The 26,232-nt window shown below is 45.2% G+C and carries 23 protein-coding genes and 1 tRNA gene; 12 read left to right on the forward strand and 12 right to left on the reverse strand.

Annotated elements, in window-relative coordinates:
* Nucleotides 1-45 precede the first annotated feature (45 nt).
* Nucleotides 46-1,074 carry an amino acid ABC transporter substrate-binding protein gene (locus tag LRP50_RS18660; RefSeq protein WP_274165964.1) on the reverse strand — a complete coding sequence of 343 codons (1,029 nt, stop codon included), beginning with the start codon at nucleotides 1,072-1,074 and terminating at the stop codon, nucleotides 46-48.
* A gap of 554 nt (nucleotides 1,075-1,628) precedes the next feature.
* On the opposite strand from LRP50_RS18660, the gene LRP50_RS18665 reads away from it, so the two are divergent.
* Nucleotides 1,629-1,719, forward strand: a tRNA-Ser gene (locus tag LRP50_RS18665).
* Here the strand turns inward: LRP50_RS18665 and LRP50_RS18670 are convergent.
* The gene (locus LRP50_RS18670) at nucleotides 1,706-1,897 is read right to left on the reverse strand and encodes a hypothetical protein (protein ID WP_274165965.1); all 192 of its coding nucleotides are present in this window, start codon (nucleotides 1,895-1,897) and stop codon (nucleotides 1,706-1,708) included. The two genes, LRP50_RS18665 and LRP50_RS18670, sit on opposite strands and share 14 nt — an antisense overlap.
* Nucleotides 1,898-2,413: 516 nt before the next feature.
* Between LRP50_RS18670 and LRP50_RS18675 the strand changes: the two genes are divergently transcribed.
* From LRP50_RS18675 to LRP50_RS18695, 5 genes are all read left to right on the forward strand, one after another.
* A complete protein-coding gene (locus tag LRP50_RS18675; protein WP_274165966.1) occupies nucleotides 2,414-3,091 on the forward strand; it encodes a hypothetical protein in 678 nt (225 codons plus the stop codon).
* 88 nt (nucleotides 3,092-3,179) lie between these two features.
* A complete protein-coding gene (locus tag LRP50_RS18680) occupies nucleotides 3,180-3,563 on the forward strand; it encodes a hypothetical protein (protein ID WP_274165967.1) in 384 nt (127 codons plus the stop codon).
* Nucleotides 3,564-4,419: 856 nt separating this feature from the next.
* On the forward strand, nucleotides 4,420-5,115 hold the full coding sequence (locus tag LRP50_RS18685; RefSeq protein WP_274165968.1) for a hypothetical protein: 696 nt from the start codon (nucleotides 4,420-4,422) through the stop codon (nucleotides 5,113-5,115).
* Nucleotides 5,116-5,501: 386 nt separating this feature from the next.
* The gene (locus tag LRP50_RS18690; RefSeq protein WP_274165969.1) at nucleotides 5,502-6,986 is read left to right on the forward strand and encodes a caspase family protein; all 1,485 of its coding nucleotides are present in this window, start codon (nucleotides 5,502-5,504) and stop codon (nucleotides 6,984-6,986) included.
* A 215-nt stretch (nucleotides 6,987-7,201) separates the two neighbouring features.
* Nucleotides 7,202-8,440, forward strand: a complete 1,239-nt coding sequence (locus tag LRP50_RS18695; RefSeq protein WP_274165970.1) for an ISL3 family transposase — start codon at nucleotides 7,202-7,204, stop codon at nucleotides 8,438-8,440.
* Between the two features lie 165 nt (nucleotides 8,441-8,605).
* Here LRP50_RS18695 and LRP50_RS18700 read toward each other — a convergent pair whose 3' ends face one another.
* Nucleotides 8,606-11,380: a glycoside hydrolase family 3 protein gene (locus tag LRP50_RS18700; RefSeq protein WP_274165971.1), complete on the reverse strand. Its 2,775-nt coding sequence runs from the start codon at nucleotides 11,378-11,380 to the stop codon at nucleotides 8,606-8,608.
* 169 nt (nucleotides 11,381-11,549) lie between these two features.
* Here LRP50_RS18700 and LRP50_RS18705 point away from each other — a divergent pair, with 169 nt between their 5' ends.
* The gene (locus tag LRP50_RS18705; protein ID WP_274165972.1) at nucleotides 11,550-12,437 is read left to right on the forward strand and encodes a helix-turn-helix domain-containing protein; all 888 of its coding nucleotides are present in this window, start codon (nucleotides 11,550-11,552) and stop codon (nucleotides 12,435-12,437) included.
* A gap of 117 nt (nucleotides 12,438-12,554) precedes the next feature.
* Here the strand turns inward: LRP50_RS18705 and LRP50_RS18710 are convergent, their stop codons facing one another.
* From LRP50_RS18710 to LRP50_RS18725, 4 genes are all read right to left on the reverse strand, one after another.
* Entirely contained in the window at nucleotides 12,555-13,706 is a 1,152-nt protein-coding gene (locus tag LRP50_RS18710) for a M20 aminoacylase family protein (RefSeq protein ID WP_274165973.1), read from the reverse strand.
* A gap of 56 nt (nucleotides 13,707-13,762) precedes the next feature.
* Nucleotides 13,763-14,737, reverse strand: a complete 975-nt coding sequence (locus LRP50_RS18715; RefSeq protein ID WP_274165974.1) for a DMT family transporter — start codon at nucleotides 14,735-14,737, stop codon at nucleotides 13,763-13,765.
* Nucleotides 14,738-14,866: 129 nt separating this feature from the next.
* The gene (locus LRP50_RS18720; protein WP_274165975.1) at nucleotides 14,867-15,706 is read right to left on the reverse strand and encodes a maleate cis-trans isomerase family protein; all 840 of its coding nucleotides are present in this window, start codon (nucleotides 15,704-15,706) and stop codon (nucleotides 14,867-14,869) included.
* Between the two features lie 70 nt (nucleotides 15,707-15,776).
* Nucleotides 15,777-16,943: a M24 family metallopeptidase gene (locus LRP50_RS18725; RefSeq protein WP_274165976.1), complete on the reverse strand. Its 1,167-nt coding sequence runs from the start codon at nucleotides 16,941-16,943 to the stop codon at nucleotides 15,777-15,779.
* A 340-nt stretch (nucleotides 16,944-17,283) separates the two neighbouring features.
* Here LRP50_RS18725 and LRP50_RS18730 point away from each other — a divergent pair, with 340 nt between their 5' ends.
* From LRP50_RS18730 to LRP50_RS18745, 4 genes are all read left to right on the forward strand, one after another.
* Entirely contained in the window at nucleotides 17,284-17,955 is a 672-nt protein-coding gene (locus tag LRP50_RS18730; protein ID WP_274165977.1) for a helix-turn-helix transcriptional regulator, read from the forward strand.
* 23 nt (nucleotides 17,956-17,978) lie between these two features.
* Nucleotides 17,979-18,371, forward strand: coding sequence for a RidA family protein (locus LRP50_RS18735; RefSeq protein ID WP_274165978.1), 393 nt, complete (start codon nucleotides 17,979-17,981; stop codon nucleotides 18,369-18,371).
* 75 nt (nucleotides 18,372-18,446) lie between these two features.
* Nucleotides 18,447-19,613, forward strand: a complete 1,167-nt coding sequence (locus tag LRP50_RS18740; protein WP_274165979.1) for a diaminopropionate ammonia-lyase — start codon at nucleotides 18,447-18,449, stop codon at nucleotides 19,611-19,613.
* A 388-nt stretch (nucleotides 19,614-20,001) separates the two neighbouring features.
* Nucleotides 20,002-20,712, forward strand: a complete 711-nt coding sequence (locus LRP50_RS18745; protein ID WP_274165980.1) for a protein kinase domain-containing protein — start codon at nucleotides 20,002-20,004, stop codon at nucleotides 20,710-20,712.
* An 89-nt stretch (nucleotides 20,713-20,801) separates the two neighbouring features.
* On the opposite strand, the gene LRP50_RS18750 is transcribed toward LRP50_RS18745, so the two are convergent.
* The 5 genes from LRP50_RS18750 to LRP50_RS18770 form a co-directional block, all read right to left on the reverse strand.
* The gene (locus tag LRP50_RS18750; RefSeq protein WP_274165981.1) at nucleotides 20,802-21,422 is read right to left on the reverse strand and encodes a LysE family translocator; all 621 of its coding nucleotides are present in this window, start codon (nucleotides 21,420-21,422) and stop codon (nucleotides 20,802-20,804) included.
* 73 nt (nucleotides 21,423-21,495) lie between these two features.
* The gene (locus tag LRP50_RS18755; RefSeq protein ID WP_028023329.1) at nucleotides 21,496-21,795 is read right to left on the reverse strand and encodes a PAAR domain-containing protein; all 300 of its coding nucleotides are present in this window, start codon (nucleotides 21,793-21,795) and stop codon (nucleotides 21,496-21,498) included.
* Nucleotides 21,792-22,367 (reverse strand): DUF6931 family protein, encoded by a 576-nt coding sequence (locus LRP50_RS18760; protein WP_274165982.1) that lies wholly within the window; start codon nucleotides 22,365-22,367, stop codon nucleotides 21,792-21,794. Before LRP50_RS18760 ends, LRP50_RS18755 begins: the two co-directional genes overlap by 4 nt.
* Entirely contained in the window at nucleotides 22,367-23,560 is a 1,194-nt protein-coding gene (locus tag LRP50_RS18765; protein ID WP_274166003.1) for a type VI secretion system Vgr family protein, read from the reverse strand. The genes LRP50_RS18760 and LRP50_RS18765 overlap by 1 nt, the downstream gene beginning before the upstream one ends.
* On the reverse strand, nucleotides 23,476-24,363 hold the full coding sequence (locus LRP50_RS18770; protein ID WP_274165983.1) for a contractile injection system protein, VgrG/Pvc8 family: 888 nt from the start codon (nucleotides 24,361-24,363) through the stop codon (nucleotides 23,476-23,478). The genes LRP50_RS18765 and LRP50_RS18770 overlap by 85 nt, the downstream gene beginning before the upstream one ends.
* A gap of 538 nt (nucleotides 24,364-24,901) precedes the next feature.
* On the opposite strand from LRP50_RS18770, the gene LRP50_RS18775 reads away from it, so the two are divergent.
* A complete protein-coding gene (locus LRP50_RS18775) occupies nucleotides 24,902-26,110 on the forward strand; it encodes a NupC/NupG family nucleoside CNT transporter (protein ID WP_274165984.1) in 1,209 nt (402 codons plus the stop codon).
* Nucleotides 26,111-26,232: the final 122 nt, after the last annotated feature.

The raw sequence follows: 26,232 nt of genomic DNA on the forward strand, positions 1-26,232 counted from the left end.
GCACAGAGTTGTGCCCCACAAGTGCTATACGTAAAAACGAATAGATTAGCGGATAGGTGGCGCGTACATGATGCCGCCGTCATTCCATAGCGCGTTCACGCCACGTTGAATGTTAAGCGGAGAGTCTGTACCAACAGTGCGTTGGAAGCTCTCATCGTAGTTGCCAACTTGCTTGATAACTTGGTAACCCCAATCATCGTTCAAGCCAAGACCTTTACCTTTAGGACCGTCCAGACCAAGAATACGACGAATGTTTGGATCTTTTGATTTCAGCATTTCGTCAACGTTAGCTGAAGTGATGTTGAACTCTTCACCATTGATCATGGTATTCAACGTCCACTTAGCGATGTTGAACCAGTTGTCATCACCTTGACGAACAACAGGGCCTAGAGGCTCTTTAGAAATGATTTCAGGCAGAACTTCCGCGCTGTTTGGATCAGCCAACTTAATACGTGAAGCGTACAGACCTGATTGGTCAGTCGTTAGCGTGTCACAACGGCCAGATTCAAAGCCTTTAACGGTTGCATCATATGTATCGTAAACGACGGGCTTGAACGACATCGCGTTCGAGCGGAAGTAATCAGAAAGGTTAAGTTCAGTCGTTGTACCTGATTGAACACAAACTGATGCGCCATCAAGCTCAAGTGCGCTGTTCACACCCAAGTCTTTCTTCACCATGAAGCCTTGACCATCGTAGTAGTTAACGCCCACGAAGTTCAGACCCAGAGTACCGTCACGCTGTAGTGTCCACGTCGTGTTACGTGAAAGTACATCGATTTCACCAGATTGAAGTGCAGTGAAACGTTCTTTCGCTGTTAGAGGAACGTACTTCACTTTGCTTTTGTCACCGAGCACTGCCGCGGCCATAGCCTGACAAAACTCGACATCAATACCTTCCCATTGACCTTCTGCGTTTGGGTTAGAAAAGCCAGGAAGACCGGTGCTGACACCACAACTTAGTACGCCTGCCTTTTTGACTTTATCTAGAGTGCTTTGACCTTCTGCGCTAGCAGTGCCGGAGAAAAGCAGTGCTGAGATAACTGCAAGTCCAAATGTCGACTTTTTGGAAACCATACCTATCAATCCTTTTTTGGTTATAACTGGTTGTTACTCATGGACAAGGTTCAAGAGAGGCAAGTAGCCAAAAAATGATGAGAACCTTGTAAAACCACGGCAAGTTAAAAATTAACACGCGGTTAACATCCACAGTATAGGAGCAGTTAGCTTGGCTGCAAATCGAACAAGTAAGAGGTGTGACCCATGCAATGATCTTGGCGAAATTGTTTGTTTTTTTGATCGAAAGTGTGAACAAGTCATTAGTGTAACACGTTGTTTTTACTTTATTCATTGGTCTATGTGTCCCATGAATATGCAACCTGCCGCTACATTGACAATTCCCCTGAGTTTCTGTGAGTTTCCTTGTTGACTAGAATATTATGTTGGTCTTGATGAGATGTTTATGCATTTCAGCAAAAAACCAACTGTTCATTTGTGACTAGGTGGTTGAATGCAGACCCCATTCTGTATGCGATATGCGCATGGTGGCGCAAAAACACCCATTCAAACAAAAATGCATAATTAGTGGGTTTACAAACCCAACGTCGAACATTACTATACGCACCACTCACGGAGAGATGGCTGAGTGGTTTAAAGCACCGGTCTTGAAAACCGGCGTGGGTTTATAGCCCACCTAGGGTTCAAATCCCTATCTCTCCGCCAAATTAGAAAAGGCCGCTGTTCTTGCGAAAGATACAGCGGCCTTTTTGCATTCTAGCGATGGTGATTTTATCTCGGGGTTTGAAAATCCCACCATGCCATGCCATGCCATGCCATGCCATGCCATGCCATGCTCTGGGTCTGCAAACGAGTGAATCATGCCTGTGCGGGTTTTCTTCACGGTAAACTCTTACCTCCGTGGTCAGTGTAACTCGTCATACTGACTTCTCGCTTTATCATCCTCCTCTTTATTATTGGTAGCGGCTTCGAAACGTTATGGCTATGCACGCCTTTGGAACAGTACCCGAAAGGGCATGTTGAAAACGGGTAGGGTGCAAGGCTGTTGTACCCGTTAAGCGGAAACCCATTCATTTAACGCTATGGGCACAGTGCATAGTGGGGGAGTTGGAAATGGTTAAAATCTAGCTCGTTTATGCCCCATTCTTTGTTGGAGAAAGTCAAGTCAATCAGCCTCATCTAAAGAGTTTTCGATAGAATTCCTAATGCGAAACGTGAGGTGTGTGGAAATGTCTCATTTTGTTGTATTTTCTCGTTCTCTCTTTTGATGCCCACCATGATATCCTATTAAAAACATGAGTTTATGCTAATGATCGGTGTTCATTGGATGTATGAAAAGCCAAAAATGGGGTATTTAAATACCGCATTTGGGAGCTAATAATATGATTCAGGAGTAAGTATGGAAGATTTTCCTCAAAGTAAAGAATGGAAGGACTACGGGCATGCTGGGATAAAAGCTACGCTCAATGTTATACCATTAGCTGGCGGTGCTTTGGCTACGTTATTTGAAACAGTCTTTTCAGCACCAATAGATAAACGTAAAGAAAATTGGCTTATTTTATTAGCGAGTACAGTTGATGAGCTTTGTGAAAGGGTTGAAGATCTGACACCAGAAAAGCTTTCTGAGCACGATGCTTTTATATCTGCATATCTTCAAGCTTCAAACATCGCAGTCCGAACTCATCAAGAAGAGAAAATTAAAGCGTTAAATAATGCTGTTAAAAATACAGTATTAATTGACGAAATAGATGAGACCTTAAAGTTAATGTTCATTCGGTTCATCGATGAAATGACGCCACTTCACTTTCGTATTCTGCACTTCTTAGCAACTCCAGAACATTACATTCAGAAATTGAATTCAAATCCTAATAGTTATACTCACTGGGGAGATTTACGTAATGTGTGGAAAAATACCTATACTGACATTAGCTCAAATGACCCTATTGTTGATTTGATAATTTCTGATTTAAATAGATTTGGTATGGTTCGGATTAAACAGTTTCATGAAGCACGGCTAGGCTCGGAAGGTACTTCACTAGGGAGAAAATTTATCGATTTTATCGAGCTTGAATCATAATAAAGGCCTCAAGGTAGACATCCAATGTGCGGTGTTTTTACTATGTATTGGTTTCCCATTGAGCAAGTATTATGTGTAAGGAGAGATTTTGAATTCAGAAATTTTAACAATTGATGAGTTAATGGAGCGGGCTGGTAAAGATATTGAAAGGAAGTTAGTGTACTGTATTCCTATTTTTATCTTGGCAGTAATAACGCCTATTCTAGCTTGGTATTCATTCGTTATCCCTGAAACAGAAGAACCTGCAATATGGTTTCAGAGAAGTGGCTCGCTGACGGTCTTGTTTGCTGTTTGGATGGAATATAATTTGATGAAGGTGAATGAACACGTGTTCCCATCAGGCCATACTTTTAGCCAACAAGCAGCGCTGGCTAAAAAATATCAACCAATCTTCAAGGTAGCCCAATATATGGCTGTTTTATTGGCTATTATGGGTACTGTCATTTGGGGATATGGTGACTTGTTCAAGTAAACAAATATCAACTAGTGCTTTAAGACGGATTCGTAACGCATGACATTTTCACCATGCATTGACTTTATTAATTTAGGTGGCTTTCGGAAACATTACATTACCAACTTAATGACATCCTACCTAGTTAACCATCTAATAATTGATCCAATAGAAAATAATGGATTTATATGCAAATAGATAATTTTTTATTAGCCATTGCAACTTTTTCTCAGTGGCTCAGTTAACGTGTGTAATAACTGTTCCAAACTACAATAAGAGGCTAAATTCACATTTTCTGAAGTGCTACTTCATTACAGGGTTCATCATGTTTTTTGCAACTTTTTTGGGAGCCAATGATGAACAACTAGTAGAGCAGGCGCAAAGTGATTTGATTATGTACTGGGGCTTTCTGTTTTTTGTTCATATGTTTAATAGCTACTTGGCAGATAAGATAGAATCAACATAGGAATAAGTATCGCGCAGTCTGCACTTTATTTGGTTGTTGAACAAGCCTGTTGCTATTTTATCAAATAAACTGCTTGCACAAAAACAGCAATGATGTCTGTCCTCCACTGGTTGACAGACGACGCAGCGATATGGTTCATCATTAGACAATTACAATCCATTCTTTGCCAAATCTCAGCTTATGTGAAAATTGTGACATAGAACCATTACTCTAACTCACTTCTGTCCCTGCTCATGTCGAACCAATCTATTCAGCACTTTTTAGTGCGACTAAAATTTAAGTAATTGTTGATGACTTTATACTGACAATACGATGAATGAAATATTTGGTGAATGCGAGCGAGTTCAATAAAAAAATTACAACTTCATAATTCACAGGGTCATAATTAAGAAGTTTAACTAAGGGTCTCTTATGAAATTTCTTCATGTTGTTCGTGGTGATTTCTCCGGCGAAAAATTTGAGCTAAAAAAGAACATGCTTCAGAGTGGATTTTACAATATTAAGTTAATCCCAATCCCTGAAATTGTTAGCTTTACTAAATTAGACTCGGAGTCAACAGAAAAAACTCTCTATGTGGAAATAATGCTTTTCAACGGGAGAGGGTTTGTAGCTTCAATGGTTCCAAAGACATACAAAGCCTGCTATGAAGCGTTTGAGAGAATGGGAAATAACCCAAGCGAAGTGTTAGTGCCTATTATAAGAAAGTCAAAGTCCAATATTATTTATACTGCTATAGGATCTATATTTATTTTGAGTATTTTAGGTGGCGGACAACCTAAGAGAGAATTACTGCTATCCGAAAAAGCCATGCTATGTAAAGCGTACATTGGCCAGTTATTTAGTAAACCCATAAATATTATTGATAATTATAAGAATCAAGACGGGTTAGTATATGTAAGGTATATCCGACCCTCTGATTATACAGCGTGGAGTTATGTTTGCGATGTTTCCAGTGGGAACATGTTATGGGCTGCATGGCAAGTCGACACACAAGAGTGGGGTCGATGGCGCTTTGAAGATGAAGTTAAACTAAATTACAACAAAGAGGGAAATAAGGTTAATTTCAAGATGGTCGACACAGGAAAGTTAGTAGAGGTGAAACTCTAGAAATCATCTTATTACGGATTTTAAATTATTAAAACATGATCGGTCTACTTAGCTTTCCCCTATCTGAAGTTATCCGAAGTTGACGACTGTGTGTAAATGTGCCAACTCACTTTTGTCCAAACTCGTGTCAGGCCGATCTTTTCTGGCACGTTTATGCCCCATACCTTGTTAGTGCTTTAACTCACTCAGATCCTGTTAATGCGCGTTTACCTTACCACAAGTTATCTCAATTAGATTTCAGTGTGTATTCTAACCTCTCAATGTGGTTACTAATCTATTGATTAAAAATAGAAGTTATAGGATAGAGGCTGCATTGTATGGTAATTTAGTATGGCCGTGTAGAAAGCGTTGGGCTTAGGTAAGTAAACAATAAGAAAGGGGTAGCTGTGGGTAAGAAGTTAGCAATGTTAATTGGAGTCTCCGATTACGAAAATGAAGCAAGTCTAGAGCCCTGTAGTCGAGACTTAGATCTAATGTCATCAATTATCAATTTAACTGAAAAGTATGATGACTGTCTTATTCTAAATAATAGTCCAAACAGTTCCTCAGCAAAGTCAGATCTTTCCTCGTTCATACGTAAATATAATGACGATAATATAGAAGAAGTATTCTTTTATTATACAGGGCATGGAACCCGCTATGGAGACGATTTTCTTTATCTTTTTTCTGATTTTAGTTCAACGAAAGTCGAGCAAACGTCTTTAAGGAATAGTGAGCTCGACTCAATGTTAAAGTCCTTAAAACCAAATTTGGCAGTGAAAATTGTTGACGCATGCCAATCTGGTACAGAATACATAAAGTCAAACAACGATTTGCAGGTTGTATTTGAGAAGTCATCTACAAATAACTTCAAAAAAACTTACTTTTTGTTTTCATCTTCAAACACTCAATCATCTATTGCATTGCCTGACTACAGCGTTTTTACAAAGAGCTTTGCTCGATCTTTACAGAGCTTTAATGGTAAAGATATTCGTTTCAGAGACATTATGGCGTACATATCTGATGACAACGCTGTACAGAAATATCAAACACCTTTGTTCGTGCAGCAAGCTGATAATACAGAAGTATTTTGTAACGTATCTGACCTTCTAAGTGAAAAGTTGGAGGAGTTACTCCCAGTTGTACAACTTACGGCACTTCCTCAAGGAGAAGAAAGTGTAGTGGAGGGAGGGAAAGCTGAGCTTTCAGAAGGTGAAAAGTTGATTATGGCTATTCGCGATAAAGCAAAAGATTACTGCAACGAAGAAGAATGTATGCAGTCTCTTTCAAAGCTATTTAAAGCGGTTCAGAATTTTGAATGGTCTGTCATATTTAATGAACTATACAATGTGGAAGTTGTTGTTGAAAGTGACTACAACAATTTAAATAACACGGAGAGTATAGCGAATTGGATAAAGTCAAATAACGATAACTATTTCGCAAGGGTGACGTATAAAGACGAGAAATACCAAGATAAGGAAAAGGTAGTATACGAGAACAAATCACTACATATCGCCGCATTTAGTGGGGAGAAACGTATAGAATATAGACCAGTAACTAGGTATAGAAAGGTTATCGATGGTTTTGTATTAACAACTCCTTCTCCTGGAACTGCATTAGTTGTTTCACTTACCCCGACTGAAGAAAACTTACCTTGGTATCAGGTTTTTGTGACATTCGTTTTTTCAAAATCCAAGCTGACCGTTTTCTGTAAGTATGAAAGGCTTAAAGAAATGAGTTGGAACAATCGCGAACTTGGAAATTCACAAGAGTGGCAAATTGCCCACTGTAAACTTTGTGATCATGATGAAATTCAAAATGTAATTAGTAGTCTATTGAAGCAAGCGGAGAGTTCCATTGTAAACGTTTTAACAAAACGTTTTGGAGAATAGACCTCGTGCATATGATCCTTTCTAACGTCAATAGGCAATAGCATTCTTTTGGCTGCGCCAGCAGCCAAAAGAATGCTATCGAACAACAAAGTCGTCTACTTCGTTTTCCCGTACCTGGAGGGCTCTTCTCCGCTTACGTGAGTCTGTAAAACGAACAAATAATCTATAACAGCAAGATTTATAATGGCTCTTTTCTTAACCTTTAGTGTTGTAGTTTGTCGTTATTATCATCTGCTCTATTTAACTTTAAAGGCCAATGCGTCCAGTCTGTATCCATTGAAAGGGACACCCATTCTGTACTCGTCAAATGTAAGCGTGATAGGCGATTCAAAGTGATTGATCCAGAGACAGGTGCGCCGCGCACCGTCGATCACTATGTTCGTCGTCGGCTATCTGATTTACCTGTGAGTGGTCGTTCTTGTGTCATAGAAATTGAGCTTGCTCAGACTCGAGATAGACTTGGTAGAAGGTTGATTGAAGCAACTGATTTTGTTGTTAAAGGTAGCCGTTATACTGAGAGATTTTGCCATTTCATCAGTGGATTATGCCGTTATATGAGTATTCATGCTGTTTCTAAACACCTAGGCATCCGCTGGGAAACAGTGAAAAACATCGATAAAGCATTTCTACTGTCCACCTTACCAGCGTTAGAACCTGAGAAGATCACCAGCCTTGTTCATATTGGCGTCGATGAAGTTGCCAGAGCTAAAGGGCACGACTATATGACAGTTGTTTATGACCTTGTTTCGGGGCAACTTATATGGGTAGACCACGGAAGAACTTCCAATGTTCTTATCAATTTTTTTGAGCAGTTATCACTCCAAACTAGAGATGGGATCCGAGCAGTATCAATGGATATGGGACAGTCATATCAATCGGCTGTAAGAAAAGTTCTCCCGAATGCTGACATTGTGTTTGACCGATTTCACGTGATGCAAAACTACTCCCTCCTGATTAGAAAAGAACGAAATAAAGCGTTTAGAAATGGGACACACCACGAGAAGAAGATGCTGAAGGGGACGTTATTTTTACTCCTCAAGAATGCCCCAAAATTAAATGATAAACAGTCAGATAGGCTGGATGATTTACTTGAAAGCAATAAGACACTTTGCACAATTTATATGCTGAAGGAGCAACTGCAAGCTTTATGGGATGAGCCTGATTTTGACTCAATGATTACGGCGCTTGAAACTTGGTGCCAACTTGCCAAAAAGACGAGGATTTTATCACTGATAAATTTTGCTGATGCTCTCTGGGATAGAAGAATCGGCATCTGCAATTACGCAAAATATAGGCTAACAAATGCCCGTGTGGAAGCAGGCAACGTATCTATTGGCCTTCTAAGGCGGAGAGCTCGCGGAGTTAGAGATACCGAATACTTTAAGTTAAAGATAAGGCAAACATCGATTAAAGAGGCGCAATCTATTTTCTATCCTGAAATCAAGCTCACGTAAGCGGAGAAGAGCCCCTGGAGTTATCCGAAGCGATCACTTTAGAGCATAAGGTCTAACTGACTTTTGTCCACATTTCAGTTAGCCTGCATCCCACAGACTTTGTGATCACCAAGCGACCATTTGAATGGTCGCGTTGGGGTGTAGCTCAATTCATAAGACGATTGTTCACACCTTCGAAATCGTTATTTCTTCTAGCACTAGGCCTGGCTTAACAAAATCAATATCTAACACGTAGAAGCCAGGTTGAAGCTTCACTTGCAGGCCTTCAACCGTCACGCGTTCACCGTCTGTCCCATTTGTTGGCAATGTCATACCAAATTCGCCGTTAAGAAATAAGCTACATGCTGATTGCGCGAGCGAATCTCGGTCAAAGTGCATAACACCTTGGAATTGATAACTGGCCGGTTCGTTTACCTCAAGTGTTACTGATTTATTCACGTTAGTGTGTAGGCTCAACGTTTGCTCGGCGCGATGAATTGAACCTTCGGGTGCTTGATCTAAAGCCGCAAAGGACTTTATGGGTTCATAGGCTTTGAGAGGGCGCTCCATAACAGGCGTGGACATAATGAAGCGACAAATGTTCATCGCGCTGCGTTGCAACTCACCGAGGGTTAATGTGTTGTTTGCTAACGCTTCTAAGGTATCGTCACCCATGATATTTGATTCTGCACCGTTGTGTTCTACCACCATATACAGATCGTTTTGAGCGCGTATCATGAAAGAAGTGAACGTCTTGCTTTCCTGTCCTGCGTTGATCGGGTCGTTCATTTTCGCCCACCAATCAGTCATCACAATGCCAGTGAAGCCCCATTCGTTGCGGAGGATTGTTGTATTCAAGTCGTAGTTAGACGCAGCCCAGTGCCCATTGACCGGATTGTAAGAGGTCATAATGGTGGAGGCTTTACCTTCCTTCACGGCGATCTCGAAAGGCTTGATATGGATTTCTCGAAGTGCGCGCTCAGACATCACGCTATCAACATCGACACGGGCAGTTTCTTGGTCATTTCCTGCAAAGTGCTTGATGGTACCTGAGACGCCAGCATCAGCGAGGCCTCGGGTTTGCGCCGCTGCCATGACACCCGTTATTAGTGGATCCTCTGAGAAATACTCAAAGTTTCGACCGTTCAGCGGGTGCCGATGAATGTTGATCCCTGGGCCTAAAAGCGTATCAATCTGGTTTGCGCGTAACTCTTTGCCTATTAGGTGAAATAACGTTTCGTTGAGTTCTACATTCCATGTACAGCCAAGCAGTGTTCCTATAGGCACTTGAGTGGCTTTGTGACCGCTATCCATGCGGATCCCTGAAGGGCCATCTGCAGCCGAGGCCACTGGAATTCCCAAGTTAAATAAGCAATCGGATAGCCCACCAAATGCAGACGCTGTGCCCGGCGTGACTTTAGGGCTACACATGCCTTCACCACGCACGATCATGGCGAGTTGCTCAGGTGACATTTGCGCGACAAATTCGCTCAAGCTCGCTTTGCCTTGCTTCACATCGATGAGTTTGATGCCTTTATCGCCCACTATCTCAAGTGGTTTGGGCATGTTTTCATGAATACGCTCAGCTAAAGAAATGGTGCGAACAGGCACAGTGTCGAGGTGAGTTTCGTAAATGCCACTTGGTTTTTTGTCGGCGGGTTTGATGCGGTCAAATGAGTCAACCGGTGCACACGCTTCGCTTAACGATTCAACCACGACTAGCGCATTAACGTGGTAGTCAGCGGCGATATGGTTTGCGTGGCGAATGCTGTCTCCTAAGAAAAATCGGTAGGTGCCAGATTCAAGTACATAGCTGTTACGATACCCCGTTGCGCCACTATCATCATACGAAGCCAGCATGCTTGCAGGCACGGAGATTCTCACAGAATCACTGTCGCTTGGCTCAATGACCTTTGTCTTGGCGAAACCGATTAGCACTTTTGCGGGCTTGCCTAATTGACCTTGTGGCGCTTCAACATATAGCTGCACCACTTCTTTGCTGGCGTAATCGCTACCAATGTTACTCACTTTGATGTCAAAACTTAGCAACGCCTTTGCGCCTTCGCCTTGAATCGAGAAATCTACGAGCTCACGAGTAAACGCGGTATAGGATAAACCCGCGCCAAACTCAAATTGAACAGAATCGGGTTGGAAGGTTTCAAAATATCGGTAGCCAACATAGATGTCTTCAACGTAAAGGTTACGGTCTTTACGTCCGAAATTGGCGGATGATGGGTAGTCAGAGAGTTGATGTGCAATGGTGTCGGTTAAACGACCACTTGGGGACTGTTGACCAGAGACGATATCAGCAAGCGCATGACCGCCTTCCATTCCCGCAGCCCAGCTATAAAGCACGGCTTTGAGCGATTGTTTGTCTTCCAGCGTGTTTAACCACGACATGTCCATGATGTTTGAAACATTCATGACCACGATAACGTTCGAAAAGTGATGCGCCACTTTGGTGATCATGTCGATTTCACAATCCGTTAAACGGTAGCTGCCTTGTTCATCGGCGTTGTCTTGATCTTCACCTGCGGTTCGTCCGATAAACACCATTGCTTTGTTCGAGCAGGCCGAAGCACTGGCGACAAGTTCATCTGACAAAGGCATTTCTTGTTGGAACCAAGGCTCGGCTGCCCAAGCGCCACCACCGTCATCGAAAGGGTGATCGGCTATCCAGTCTTGATACACGGCTACCAAATCTTCATTGATGGTCATCGCGCTGTTGGCTCTAAATCCTTCTAGAACGCTGATGGCATAAGGAACATTCACCGCACCCCCTGACCCCGTGCCACTTCGATAGGTGTCAATTTGGCAACGCCCAAACAAGGACACCACATCCTTTTCTTTCAAGGGTAAAACCGAGTCAGTGTTTTTTAAGAGTACGACGCCTTCAGCGGCAGCTTGTCGGCTTACCGAGACGAGGTTTCTTTGTGCATCATTGATTTCTTGTTTGTTCATATACAATCACACAACCGTTCTAGTCTTGCTATCGTCATAGGTACTCTGACAATCAGCTGGATAATGTCGTTGAAAACATGTTGAAAATTCACGTTATTGAAAAGAAATAGTATACTCGCGACGTGCGTGAAACTACCAATATGGCGACCAGAATAAGGAATCTAGCGACATGAGTGTCGTATACCAACTTAGAGCACATCAAAAGCATAGCCACCTGAAATTTGCTTATCTAGACGGACATCATCATTGCGATTTTGCCTCACATAAGCATGATTTTGCTGAGTTGTTTTTTGTGATGAGTGGGAGTGGGAAGCATACGGTAGCGGGGCACGAGTACGCGATCAGCAAAGGGGACGTGTTTGTGATCAATGGCGATATTGAGCATGGCTTTAGGGACGTGAAGAAGCTCGAAATCGTTAACCTTATGTTTGACGCGAAAACGCCATTCTTTGAGCTACCGTCAATGCGTCAGTTGTCTGGGTATCAGGCTATGTTCAAGATAGAACCGATTGCCAGACAAACGACGGAATATAAACCGAAACTGTCACTGAGTAAGCAACAGTTACTTGCGTTCACCCACTTGCTGCATGACATCAGAATGGAATATGAATCATCTCAATCCGCATTTGAGGTTGTGTTGACGGGTTTGATGCAACAATTGGTGATTAGGCTGGCAAGGATTTATCAAGATAGCAGCAGTGATTTGCCACCGACCACGATTGCGTTGAGCCGAGCCCTTGTGTTTATTGAACAGAACTTCAATGATGCCGAGGTCAATACCGATACTATCGCCAAAGCAGCATTTATCAGTAAGCGTCAGTTAGAAAGGTTGTTTCGACAATTTATGGATTCATCGCCAAACCAGTATTTAAAGAAGGTTCAGCTTAGCTATGCGATAAAACTATTAGATAGCGACAACGACCATACTATTCAATGTATTGCGGAGCGTAGCGGTTTTTCCGACAGCAACTATTTTTCGAAGTGTTTCAAGCAGCAGTTTCGATATAGCCCGAGAGCCTATAGAAAACTGGCAATGGACGAGAGGCGAAAAGCCTAGTTTCTCGCGTCAGTAAACCTCGCTGAATCCTGTTTCTTCAGGTTGTTTGGGTGTATTGGAAACGTGAAAAAAAAGCGCCCGTAGGGGGCGCAAGGTCGTAGGGTGTTTCTATTGTGGTTATTTGGATAACTGGTCTTCAACCAGTGTCTGCCAGAACTGAACGCCTGACATCAGAATCTCGTCGTTGAAATCGTAGTGGGGGTTGTGTAGTGCTGTTCCACCGCATTCACCCACACCATTGCCAACCAGGATGTAGCAGCCTGGACGCTCACGAAGCATGAACGAAAAATCTTCGCTGATGGTAAACGGCTGACACGCGCCGTTGACTTTATCTTCACCCGCCACTTTGATTGCTGCACGTACGGCGTGCTCGGTTTCTTCCGCGCTATTGATAGTCGAGAGGAAGCTGTTGTTGAAGTGATACTCGTATTCCACACCCGCAGACATACATTGACCCGCCACAATTCGCTCGATGGCTTTTTCAATTTTATGCAGAGCCTGATCAGTAAAGCTTCGGGTATCGCCTTTAATGGTTACGCGTGAAGGAATAACGTTTACTGTGCCGTTGGTTTTGAATTCGGTCACGGAGATAACGGCAGTTTCATCAATCGCACTGAGATTGCGCGATACGATGGTCTGCATTGCCGTTACGATCTGGGCACCAACAACGATTGGGTCGGTTCCCATGTGCGGCATGGCGGCATGACCACCCGTTGCGATCACTTCGATTTCAAAACTACTTTCGCTCGCCATTAACGAGTGAGGGCGAGTCGCAAAATGTCCTGCAGGAATTCCTGGCAGGTTGTGCATGGCGTATACCGCATCAATGTTCCAACGGGTAAATAAGCCGTCGGCAATCATGGCTTTTGCACCCACGCCGTGCTCTTCGCCGGGTTGGAAAATAAAGTAAACGGTACCGTCAAAATCTTTGGTTTGAGCCAGTTGATGCGCCGCACCAAGCAACATGGCTGTGTGACCATCATGACCGCAAGCGTGCATAACACCTTTGTGTACTGAGCAATGTGAGAAGGTGTTCTTTTCTTCAATGTGAAGTGCATCCATATCAGCACGAAGACCAATAGAGCGGTCACTGTTTCCACATTTTAAGATGCCAACAACACCTGTTTTACCGATGTTTCTGTGTACTTCCAAACCAAACTCTTCGAGCTTGTTTGCGACCATTTCTGATGTCAGCACTTCTTCAAAGCCAAATTCAGGATGCTTGTGAATGTGATGACGCCATTCAGTAACGAGTTGTTTAATGGTCATGGTGTTCCTCATGAAAATTGGGGCGCTGCGTGAGTGAGCAGCGCCACGTAGTTAACTTATGCTTTTTGTACTTTGAGTTTGGTGTTGCGAGTTTCAGCTTCAACGTCAGGCTTTTTGTTACCGACTTTCATGAACATCATCATGGAGCCAATAACCACCATAATTGCTAGCAGTCGCATTGGTGTCACCGCTTCACCCAGCGCAAATACTGCGAGGATAAAGGAAGACAGAGGCATTAGGTTCAGTGCCATGCCAGTACCATCAACACCTACTCGCTCCATGGCGTAGATGTAAACGAGGTAGCTGATGCCTGAGATACCTACACCCAAAATAGTGATACAAGCAATACGCAATGGGGAGCTGAAAATACCCAGTGCAGAGCTCAAATCGGCACCTGTAAATACGAGGTACATACCAAAGCCGAGAGAAGCAAAGACGAACTGGTGGAACATGGTCGCGACTGAGCCGTACTTTTGTGCCAACTCAGCGCGAGCGTAAGCCATGGTGGCAAAGCTTGCTGCACTCGCGAAGCAGATCAAGTGACCGATGTTGAAACCATTGGTTTCAGAGCTTGGGTCCATAACGAGAATCGCGACGCCGACGAACGCACCCAGTGCAGACACCATTTGTAATGTATTGAAGCGAGCGCCATGGCGAACGAAGCCCACAGTAAGAATTAGGATTGGGATCAAGCCTTGAATCACACCGTTTTCAGATGCGGTAATGTAATCAAGAGATAGGAAGGAGAAGAAACTAAAAGCGCCTTGACCGATGATGCCACATGCAGCTGTCCAGATAATGTCGTGACGGTTTGCCCAGTTCAGTTTGAATTCACATTTCTTTTCCACTTTGCCGGTGGCGGTGCCGACTTTAAGAATAATTGCCAGCGTCATAAAGGCGACGGTGTAACGTGCCCATACCAAGACTTGAGGATCCATGACTTCCAAAATTGGCGTGCCAACAATCCAAGGAATACCCCAAAGTAAGCCGACGAAAATTGCTGCTGCCCAACCCATTGCTGTACGGTTCATAGTCTTATTCCTTCAAAAACAATAAATTTGAGACGAGCGTTCCCACAGGCAGTAATTTGCCTGACTGTCAGAGGTAATAGGGAACGCTCGGTAACCGGTAGAGCTAATCTTTTTCTGGTAAAGCGCGTGTTACATGGCGGCTTCTATGCCTTCTCCTTCACCATCTTTGCTTTGTTCAAAGGTTGGGTATGGAGATTCATCCAGATTCAGTAAGCGGCCAAAGCCTGGGCAGGAAGCGATGTTTCCTGATAAGTGCATGGCGTGCCAGAACATAGCGGAGTTGCTGCATACCACAGGGATCCCGAAGCGATCTTCGATCTCTTTGATGTGGTCAAGCACGCGCAAGTTGGTGCAAGACATGAAGACCAAATCGGCATCGCAATCTGGCAGCATATTTTCAAGCGCTTCTAGCATCGATTCGCGGGAAACTGTTGTGATGTCCGTATCACGTTCAATGCCAAGGGAGCCCAGTCTTACCACGTCGAAACCTGCTTCCGTCAATTGCTGGTAAAGCGGGAAGTTCACATCGGTCGGGTATGGAGAGAACACGGCGATTTTTTTAGCGCCTAGACGTTTGAAAGCAGCTTTTGCAGCAGTCCAAGGGTTGGTGGTTGGAATATTTCCACGGTTTTGGGTTAGCAACTGACCCACACGTTCTTCACCAATGATAATGGTGGCGGAGGTGCAACCAAACGCCATGACATCCATTGGCAAGCCGTAAGCGATCAGATCTGACGCTTCACCAATGCCGTTTGCAATGTTATCTAGTGCTTCCGGTGTCATCTCACTGGAGTAATAAACACGGCTGCTGAATACTGCCGCTTGGGTGCCAAGTAGTTTTGCCCAATCCATTTCTAGCGAGTGATCTGTGCTTAATTGAACCAGACCAATGTGGGTGCGGTTAATACGAGGAGCGGGTTGGTACGTCAGAGGAATTTCAAACTGCTTAAATTCATCTAGGGTTTTCATAGGGTACTCAATCTGTCATGGGGCCGAATAAGTCGGCCCACTTATTGTTATTATTAGAGGTAATTCTTTGTTATTTAATGATGATTAGCTCAGGTTCTGCGCGCTCGCTAAGCCACTCAGCACCGTTCTCAGTGATCACAATGTTCTCTTCGTGCACCATTGATTTGCCAGGGGCGTAAACCATGCCTGGTTCTAGCGTCATGACCATGCCCGGTTTTAGTACGGTGTTATCGGTTGCGGTATTTGATGGACGCTCAGTCAGCTCCATTCCTAGACCGTGACCAAGGCGACCAACGTCGTTGCCTAATGCACCGTTGGCTTCCAACACTTTCCACATCGCGTTGTAAATGTCTGACGTGGTTGCGCCAGGACGTGCGGCTTCAAAGCCAGCTGTGGTGGAATCGTAAACTGCGCGGTAGGCAGCTTTGGTTTGCTCACTTGCACTGCCGAATGCCCAGTTACGGTCGAAATCAGAGAAGTAACCATCACGTTTTGCACCCGTGTCGATGATCAGCACGTCGCCGTCTTCGATGACTCTGTCGGTTGGGCCCATGATGATGCTGTCATAACCGTCAGGGCCAGAACCCGCAATGATGTAAGGACATTCATCGGCTCCTTCTAACAGCATATCGATACGGAACTGCTTACAAATCTCACGCTCAGACATGCCCGCTTTGGCGTATTCAGGCACTTTTGCAAAACCCACATTAGTAATGCGGCAGATTTCTTTTACCTTGGCGATTTCTGCTGCTGACTTAACTTGACGGATTTCATGCATTTGCAGTGAAACATCAACAAATTCCTTATTCACCATGGTGGTGAGTTGTAGGTAGTTGTTCACTGGCATACGAAGGTGAGATTCAATGCCCAGCGTAGCGCCGATACGGCCAAAACGCGCGGGAAGAGAGTTCAGATAAGCCGCAACTAGGCTAATGCCGTCGTCTTCAGGGCGTGGAGAAGGCCAAGTAATGATGTTATCAATCCACGTACCCGCCATGCCGCTTGCACCGATCTCAGGAATGATGGCGGTTGGCTTGCCTTCAGCTGGGATCACAAGGAACCAAGGGCGGGTAGGGCTGTGCCAGAACTGGGTAAAGAACCCTGTGAAATAGCGAACGTTTGGCTCGGTCGTTAGAATCATTGCATCGAGCTTCATGTCACGCATCATCTGTTGAGCATGGGCAGTACGCGCCTCAAACTCAGCCACTTCAAAACCACGGGCCAGATAATCAATCATTACACTTTCCTTCTCTACTCATCGTTTGAAGTTACTCGCAGTGAACTGTAATTCGTCTATCGTTCACTTTCGGTAACGTTATGGCGAGCAAGTTTACGAATAATTGAGTTAAATAATGTGACCTCAAGCTCACCGTTAACTAAAGTGCACTCAAATCGTGTTTGTTTGTTCGGAATAGTGATTTCAGTCAACATATTTAAACTTTGATGTGAAATTAAGTTGATTAAGAGGCAAATTAGGCGTTCTATAGTTACCGAAACTTAATTTTAAAGGTTGAATGGTTTTCACCTTCATATGACAATGTAGTCAACTTATGTTAACCAAATAGACGACGGTGCCCATGGAAAGTATCAGTGAATTCTCGACCAAATTTACGCCTAAAGATCGCGATATGCTGCAGGCCTATTTTCGGCTAGCGGACACAATCGCTGACTTCATCGGGCCTCACTGTGAAGTGGTTATTCACTCTTTTGAAAGCCTTGAGAAATCAGTGGTGAAGATAGTGAATGGTCATCACACTGGGCGAGGCGTGGGTTCACCAATCACAGATCTGGGGCTTCGAATGTTAAGAGCGTTCGAAAAAACTGGGAATGTGACGCCGAATAGCTACTTTACTGAAAGTAAAGATGGCGCGTTACTTAAGTCGACGACATGCATCCTTGAAGGAGAAGAAGGCCGACCGATTGGCATGTTCTGTATCAACATGAATTTGTCTTTTCCGTTCCCTGAAATTATTAAAACCCTGATGCCAGACATGGCTCACTCTGCCATGTCCGTCAGTGAAAATTTCAGTGCAAGCGCGAATGAAGTGATCGATCAGGCGCTAAACCACGCCATTGTGGAAGTGGAAGCTGATGCCTCCATCAACCTTAAAGGAAAGAATAAAGCCATCACTAAACTGTTGTTTGAAAACGGCATTTTTGAACTCAAAGAAGCCACAGCAATTGTTTCAGAAAGGCTAGGTATTACTCGCCATGCAATTTACAAATATCTGCGCGAGTTCAAGTCGTAAACATTTAAGTAAGAGATTGAAAAATGACAACTAAAACCAAAATCCACACTGATTCTGCTCCTGCTGCTATTGGCCCATACTCTCAAGCAATGGGTTTCCAAGATCTGATCTTTACCTCTGGTCAATTGCCATTGGATCCACAAACCATGGCATTCGTGGAAGGTGGTATTAAAGAGCAAGCGCGTCAGTCACTGGAGAACCTTAAAGCGATTTTGGAAGAGTCTGGTGCGTCAATCGACACGGTATTGAAAACAACCTGTTTCCTATCTGACATGGAAAACTTCGTGGCATTCAACGAGGTTTACACTGAAGTGTTTGGTACTGAAATGGCACCTGCACGCTCTTGCGTTCAAGCGGCTCGTTTACCAAAAGACGCTCTGGTTGAAGTGGAAGCGATTGCGTTTATCAAACGTTAATCCTTAAGCACCTGTCTTGCAGTGGGGCACTTAGCGTGTCCCACTACGCCTCACTCTTTTCATGAAGTATCCGCCATGTTGAAAGTATCGAAAAATAAGCACTTTACCGGTCAAACTAGCCCGATTTTCTCTGATAATGTTGCCAAGGAAGTACGCGCTTTCCATCAACAGATTGAAGGTTACGCGCCAACGCCTTTGGTGTCATTGCCTGAACTGGCTAAGCGCCTTGGTGTGAAAACCATTTTGGTAAAAGATGAATCTAAACGCTTTGGCTTAAACGCATTCAAAGTGTTGGGAGGTTCGTATGCATTGGGTCGCCAATTGGCTGAACATCTGAATGTTGATATCAGTGAAATTGACTTGAAAACTGTGGCATCCAAATTGGAAAAACCACTGACGTTCACGACAGCAACAGCAGGTAACCACGGTACAGGTGTGGCATGGGCTGCGCGTGAAATGGGTCAAAAAGCAGTGGTTTACATGCCGAAAGGCTCGCCACAGGCAAGTGTTGATCGCATTCGTGGCTTGGGTGCGGAATGTATTGTCACGGAAGTTAATTACGACGATACCGTGCGTTTGGCGAACCAAACTGCGGAAGACAATGGCTGGATGCTAGTACAAGATACCGCATGGGAAGGATATGAGAAGATCCCAACATGGATTTCTCAAGGCTACATGACAATGGCAGATGAAGCCGTTGAGCAAGCACAAGAAAAACCCACGCACGTCCTATTGCAGGCTGGCGTCGGCGCGATGGCTGGAGGTGTATTGGGCTACCTTGCTGACAAATTGGGTGCGGATACGTTCAAAGCGATTATTGCAGAACCTTCGGCGGCAGACTGCATCTTCCGTTCTGGCGACAAAGGTGAAATGGTCAACGTGACGGGCTCTTTAAGTTCAATCATGGCGGGTCTTGCTTGTGGTGAGCCAAACCCTGTGACTTGGCCAATCCTGCGTGACTGCAGCCATAGCTTCGTGTCGGTAGAAGATAACGTTGCAGCAACAGGCATGCGTATTCTGGGTAACCCTTTGGCAGGCGATGATCCTGTTACCAGTGGTGAATCAGGCGCTATCTGTATGGGTCTGCTGTACCTGCTGATGCAAGAAGACAGCAAGGAACATGCACAAGCGTTGGGCTTAGACGAAGATTCTGTTGTCCTGCTGTTTAGCACAGAAGGCGATACCAATCCTGATAGATACCGTCGAATCGTTTGGGAAGGCGAGCAAGCCTTGTCATTCTGATAAAGCCAATAGGCGACAGATAATAGAAAAGGAGGCTAAATGCCTCCTTTTTCGTTAAACGTGATGGTTACGTGTGGCGATTATCCGAGATGGCTATGAGGTGGTGAAAGAGGGGGAGCGCTGCGACCTTGCTATAGCCAAGTCAGGAATTGGCAGGAAAAAACGGTGCCCAAGCTCGACAGCAGCACGAAGCACAGTGGCATTTGTCGTTTTTGTCACGTGTTGAAGAATTTGTCTGCAACGGGCTATTTTTGTGCGTAAGCTTAGAGAATATCACGCGTTTTTTGAAATTTTGTGTTACTGCTCTTCCCCCAACTGCTGTTCAATAAACAGCAGTTGGGGAAAGAGCTTATGTATAACGATTCGTTGATTCCCCAAGGAGGCTTTGATGACACCTGACCATCTAAAGTTGTTAGCGGATACCCTTTCGATGCAGGAAAGCTGGCAAGTGGGGACGGTGTTAGACAGAAAATTCACACTGACGGAGCAGCTCAGTTCGAAGCCTGTTCCGAACGCGTACTTGGCAACAGAGATTGAAACGGGTGACACGGTTGTGTTGCGTCGAGCGCCATTAGGTTCTGAGAAATCTAGCTTAGAGCGTGAGTGGGAAGCGCTATCAGCATGCAAGGGAGCAGGGGTTCAGAAAGCGCTAGCGCTTTATCCCACAACCCGTTTCATTGCACTGGAATATTACCCTGATATGGTGCCGTTGATTGATATGAATCCCTATCAGGCTGAAACCTTTACGCTCTTGTTACCGGGTATTTTAAAAGCCTTGTGCCATTGTCATCAGGCTGGTTGGATCCATGGTGATATCAAACCTTCCAACGTGCTTTGGAATCAAATAGACAACCGTGTGTGTTTGATTGATTTTGGCGCGGCAATGCCCATTGGCTTGTCGCGCAAAAATCTGAGTGCTTGGCATATGAGCAAAGGCTTCTCTTCAGAGGCTCAAGCCCAAGGAGAGGGGATTGTCGAAGCCTCAGACGATTGGTATGCATTGATCCGCTGGCTAAGACAAATGGACAAGGCAGATTTGTCCGAGATCGCTAGACAACGAATTGATAAGACCATGGAATGGCTGAGAAAGCAGCCATAGTTCTTCAAAACCTAGTGTCCTGAGCCCAGAGATTCAAAGCCGAGTGATAAGACTCGGCTTTTTCGTTCTAACCCTGTGAGTCAGGATGTTTATATTTTGAGAGCTAGAACAACGCCACAAGCGGCCAAAATACCCCCTGACACTTTATTGATGCGTGCTTTGGCTTTCTGACCATTGAAGATGCGAGTGGCTTTGTCACCCAAGATGGCATAGCCACTTAACACGCCGCCAACGGCAATCGTTGAGAGAATCAATACGGCCAGAATGCCTGATCCTGAAAGCGCTTGAACATCAATGAACGCGGGAAAGAAACCCATGTAAAACAAGATGGCTTTTGGATTCGATAAAGTGATCACCAAGCCCATGGCAAAGCTGGAAGTCCCTTTGGCTTTCGATGCACCCTGTGCGGAGAGGTCACTGTCTGATGTTGGTGATGTCCAGCTTTTGTAAGCCAGCCAAATCAAGTAAGCCGCCCCTGCGTACTTTAGAAAAACGGAAAACTCACCCATGGCGGTCGCAACGGCCGACAACCCAGAAAGTGCCAGAAAAATGAAGATGTAATCAGCTACTACCACACCGAGAACCACCATTAAGCCCTGTTTCATGCCAAAGGACAGCGATCGTGAAACCACTGCCATCACGCTTGGCCCTGGAATGATCACCGATAGCAATAGGGCGAGAAATAACGCAAAGCCGGAAAATAACGACATGGTTCATCCTTGGTTTCATGAAGTACGCGATTGGTCGTGTGACTGAGTAGCAGGTTTCAATTATGCGTTTTGCTTAACCGCCAATCAAGACGGTGGGCATACCTACAACGATCGTGCCGCCATGCGCGGTCATGTCACCCATTCTCGCTGCAGGGAGGTTGCCAAATAATACTGTCGCACTGCCTTTGGTGATGGTGTCTGGTGGACCAACACAGGTACACATTTGCCCGACCGTTGCAGCAGGCATGTTGGCAATAAGCACGGTACAAGGCATCGGCAATATTGGCCCTCCAACATGCGGGATTGGCGGTACGGCTGGGGTTTGCATTGGGCAAACGTGCATGTCGCCAGCACGGGCTGCAGGTAATGTCATGCTGCGTTTCCTATGTTTCCATTACCGCCGTTGGCAATGTCTAAACCCATTTCGATAAACAGTTTGTATCGCGCGTCTGCTTCTGCACCGTCTGGCAAAATGGCAGTGAGGTTAATAGAGCCAGCGACAGCTTGTGCGTACAAATACTCAGGGGGCGGAACAACCGGATCCGTGGGGCCTGTCATGCTGCCGCCACTCCAAAATACCGCTTGTGCGACCCAACCTGCGCCATTTTGTAGTGTTGCTGCATTCGCTGTGGACTCTGCATAGCGGCGGCTGGTTTCATCTGGCGTATACACCCAGGCTTTGGCTGCGCGAATGGCATCAAGTTGCGCTTCATCCCAATCTTGGCGTCTACCTGCACAGCAGCAAGCCCACCACACGGCCTCGCGAACGGGTAAGGCGTGGGCGAGGAAGATAACGGCATCGGCGTTCAAACCCTCTTGCAGGGCGCGATTCAATAATTGCTCAGGGGTCATGCCAGGTTCAATGAGTGGCTTGATGCCATCTTGCGGTTCGTATTGGCACAGTATGTTTTGTGCGAACGGGTGTGGGATCTTTACAAAACTCATCAGTTCACCTTCGTAATTGCGCCTTGAATTTGGACCATAGCCCCGCCTTTGACCTCTGCCATGGCGCTACCATTAATGCTGACCATTGCGCCTTTAATATCGGCTTTACCTGACCCTTCAACGGTCACCATTGCACCTTTTAGTTCCGCTTTTCCGCTGCCATTGATACTGATTTGTGGCGCATCGAGTTTGATACCGCTGTTGCTGATTTCCTGCTTACACGCGCCCACTGACAGAGAAATTTTGGTCTTGCCGCTGATCTCGATGGTTTGGCCGTCTACCGATACTTTTGATGTGGCTGAGACTTCGGCATTACTGCCTGCATCGACTTTGACATTTTTGTCGGAAGACAAGGCCATGTCTGCTTTGCTACTTGCCGTATATTTGTCGTCGGTTTTTGCGGTAAAGGCTTCTTTGCTGCTGATGTCGATGGTTTTCTCGACCGTGAGTGCTTCTTTGCCTGTCACGGTACGCGTGCTGTCATTTAGCACTTCGACCATAAAATCACGTTCTGCATGCAGGAACACTTCTTCCTTGTCTTTCTTGTCTTTCTTGTCTTTGAAGCGTAATTCGTTGCCGTTCTTGCTGCTGCCTTTTGGCGTTGAACGAGTTTTGATGCCGCTTTGTGTCGCAGCGGAGTAGGGCGGAATATTCTTGGTGTTATAAATTGACCCTGATACTACGGGTCTGTCTGGGTCACCTTCGATATAGCTGATAAGCACTTCATCACCAATGCGTGGAATGAACTGCATACCAAAGCCATTACTCGCAGCACCTTGAACCACGGGAAGCCAGCAAGAGGTGTTTTCGTCGTTTTTGCCTTCAGTGTCCCAGTGAAACTGAACCTTCACTTGTCCCGATTTATCTTTGTAGATCTCTTCACTACTTGGGCCAGTGACGGTAGCAGTATGAATACTGTGTATGCGTGGCTTGTCGATAAAGGCAGGGCGGAATGGTGTCGCAGAAGGAATACATTGAAAACGGTTTGAACACGCAAATGGCCTGCCACTTTCACCGCCCGCGTACTCGGTGTGAATTGAAATGACTACGTACTCTTGATTGCAGGTGGTGATCGGGTGTTGGGTGAGTTTAAATTTATTGCCTGCACTTAACGTCGCAACTTTGGATTCGGCAAAGCTAACGATTTTACCACTGTCGTGAATTTCCATTTGACGCTTGGCGTTATCACGTATGGCGGCTTTGTCTGAGAAGCCTTGTCCGTAATGGTATTGGCTAAGCCCAGTGACAAATGCGGAGCTGGAGGTTTTTTATCCCCACTGGTAATGGCTTCCGCCAAGGTTTCGCTGTGATCGCCCAAAGAGATGGTTGATGTATTCACACGCGTTGTTGTTAGCCAACTGGTGACTTCCCGAGATGGATCCGGGTTGGGTGTTTGGTACGTGAACGTACTGTCAGCAATAGCCTTGAATGTTTGGTTGCTGTCACCCACGGTGATCATGGGCTTGCTGCTTGAATGGTCAAAATGATAATGCCAGCCTTCGAAGCTCATTAAACGCTGAATAAACGCTAAATCTGTTTCGTCAGCTTGGGTGCAATATTCGTGCGTTGTCCCTGAGCCTGAAACAGATAGCTTGGCGTTACTTTTTATGCCTGCTTCATTGAGCACATCTTCGATGATCTGTTTGCTGGTCATGCTTTGGAAAATTTTTCGATTTCGGCGATAAGCAAGCAGTGAAAGCGGGTCTTTCGCTTCTAGGGAGTAGTAGTAAAGCTCTTTTTCTTCGCTGTAACCTTGTAGCGAAATCGTGGTGATCAGTCCGAGCAATGACGTGTATTCTTGCGGACTTTTAATGTCAAATTTAAGTACTTTTCCAAGCGATTTATCGGCGATAAGATCTTCGCAGACGAGGGAGGCATTCAGTGTGCTGTGGTTTGAAATCTCAGCACTCATTGAAAGGCTTGTTACGATATGGGGGCCTTTCCCATCAATGGTGGCGGTAATGGGGCGAACGTCGGCCTGATAAGCGGTTGGCATAGATTTTCTTCCCTAAAATTCAGCAATCGCTATGGGCACCATCGAGTTCCTTTAGGAATGCGTGCCGTTATTTTTTGTTAATGATTAATCTTATGCTAGCTGGTGCAGTGCGCATTTAATCGAGAGATTGTTTGCGGGTCGGGTCAAACTATTTTGCAAATACAATGACAAAAAAACAAATCATCTTCGCTTAGCAATTTGTTTTTAAAAGAGTCCATGAGGAAAACAGGGAGATTTGCAGGCTCATTGCTAAAATAACAGGTTGTCAGGGGAAATGTGATGCGGATATACTCCGCGACCGGTAACAGAGGCTACTTTTCATGAACGAAAAGTAGATTCAACCAGCTTTCAATCGACTGCTAAATGGATACTTGCCCCACGGAACTGGGCCCAGCGTAACTGTGAGCATTTACGGGCCTTATTCATTCACCGTGATGGTAAAGCACACCACTTAGCATGTCCTGCCAATAGTGTTGTCTTCGCACGCGTGTGGATTAGAGCGCCCGCCTAAATCCAGATACTAAAGCAAGGTAACATAATGCAAATCATCATAAGTTTGGCCGGTATATTGGCTCTATTAGCGTGCGCGTACTTATTGTCAGAAAGTCGTCGTGATATCAATTGGCGCACCGTTTTGGGTGCATTTGGTCTTCAAGCCGGTTTTGCTGCTCTCGTTCTTTATATCCCTTTTGGACAATCCGCGCTTGTTGCTCTGAGTAACGGCGTTTCATCTATCCTTTCTTTTGCTGACCAAGGCATTGGTTTTGTGTTCGGCAATCTTGCTAGTGGCGATTTCATCTTCGCTATTCGCGTTCTTCCTCTCATCATCTTCATCTCGGCATTGGTGTCATTGCTTTACTACCTCGGCATTATGCAATGGTTGATCAAAGTCTTGGGTGGTGCGATTCATCGCCTTCTCGGCACAAGTAAAATTGAATCCGTCGCTGCAACAGGCAACATTTTCCTGTCCATGAGTGAAGCTTCATTGGTCGTTCGCCCATTCCTATCATCGATGACGCGTTCAGAACTGTTCGCGGTATTGGTTGGCGGTATGGCGTCTGTCGCTGGCTCGGTATTGGGTGGCTACGCTGCAATGGGTGTTGAGCTGAAATACTTGATTGCGGCAAGCTTTATGGCGGCACCGGGTGGTTTGCTAATGGCAAAAATGCTGGTGCCTGAGCGTCAACAATCCATGGATCAATCCAACTTCGAGCTAGAAAAAAGCGAAGATGCCAACGCGATTGATGCACTTGCATCTGGCGCGATGAACGGCGTGAAAGTGGCGGTTGCTGTCGGTGCGATGCTGGTGGCATTTATCAGTGTGATAGCCATGTTCAACGCAGGCTTTGAAATCATCGGCGAGTGGTTTGGTTATCAAGGTATTACGCTGCAACGAATCTTCGGTGTCTTGTTCGCGCCGTTGGCACTGGTTATTGGCATTCCGATGAGCGAAGTGCTGACAGTCGGTTCCTTGATTGGTCAGAAGACCATCATGAACGAATTTGTGGCCTTCCTAGATTTTGAAAGTGTGAAATCAATGCTTTCTGCACATAGCCAAGTGATTGTGACCTTTGCGCTGTGTGGCTTTGCTAACATTGGCTCAATTGCGATTCAGTTGGGTTCTATCGGAGCAATGGCACCAGAACGTCGTCATGATGTGGCGACTCTCGGTTTCCGTGCAGTGGGCGCGGCGACTTTGGCGAACTTGATGAGTGCAGCATTGGCTGGCTTGTTTATTTCGCTGTAATTAATACTTACTGCCCATCGGCAGTGGGGTAGGCTGAAGCTGTTTTATCTATTCCGCCATTGTTGATGAAAAAGCCACTTTACCTTGAATGGGTTGGGTGGCTTTTTTTGTTGGTGCACTGA

The organism is Enterovibrio gelatinilyticus, assembly GCF_028683095.1.
GTDB lineage: Bacteria > Pseudomonadota > Gammaproteobacteria > Enterobacterales > Vibrionaceae > Enterovibrio > Enterovibrio gelatinilyticus.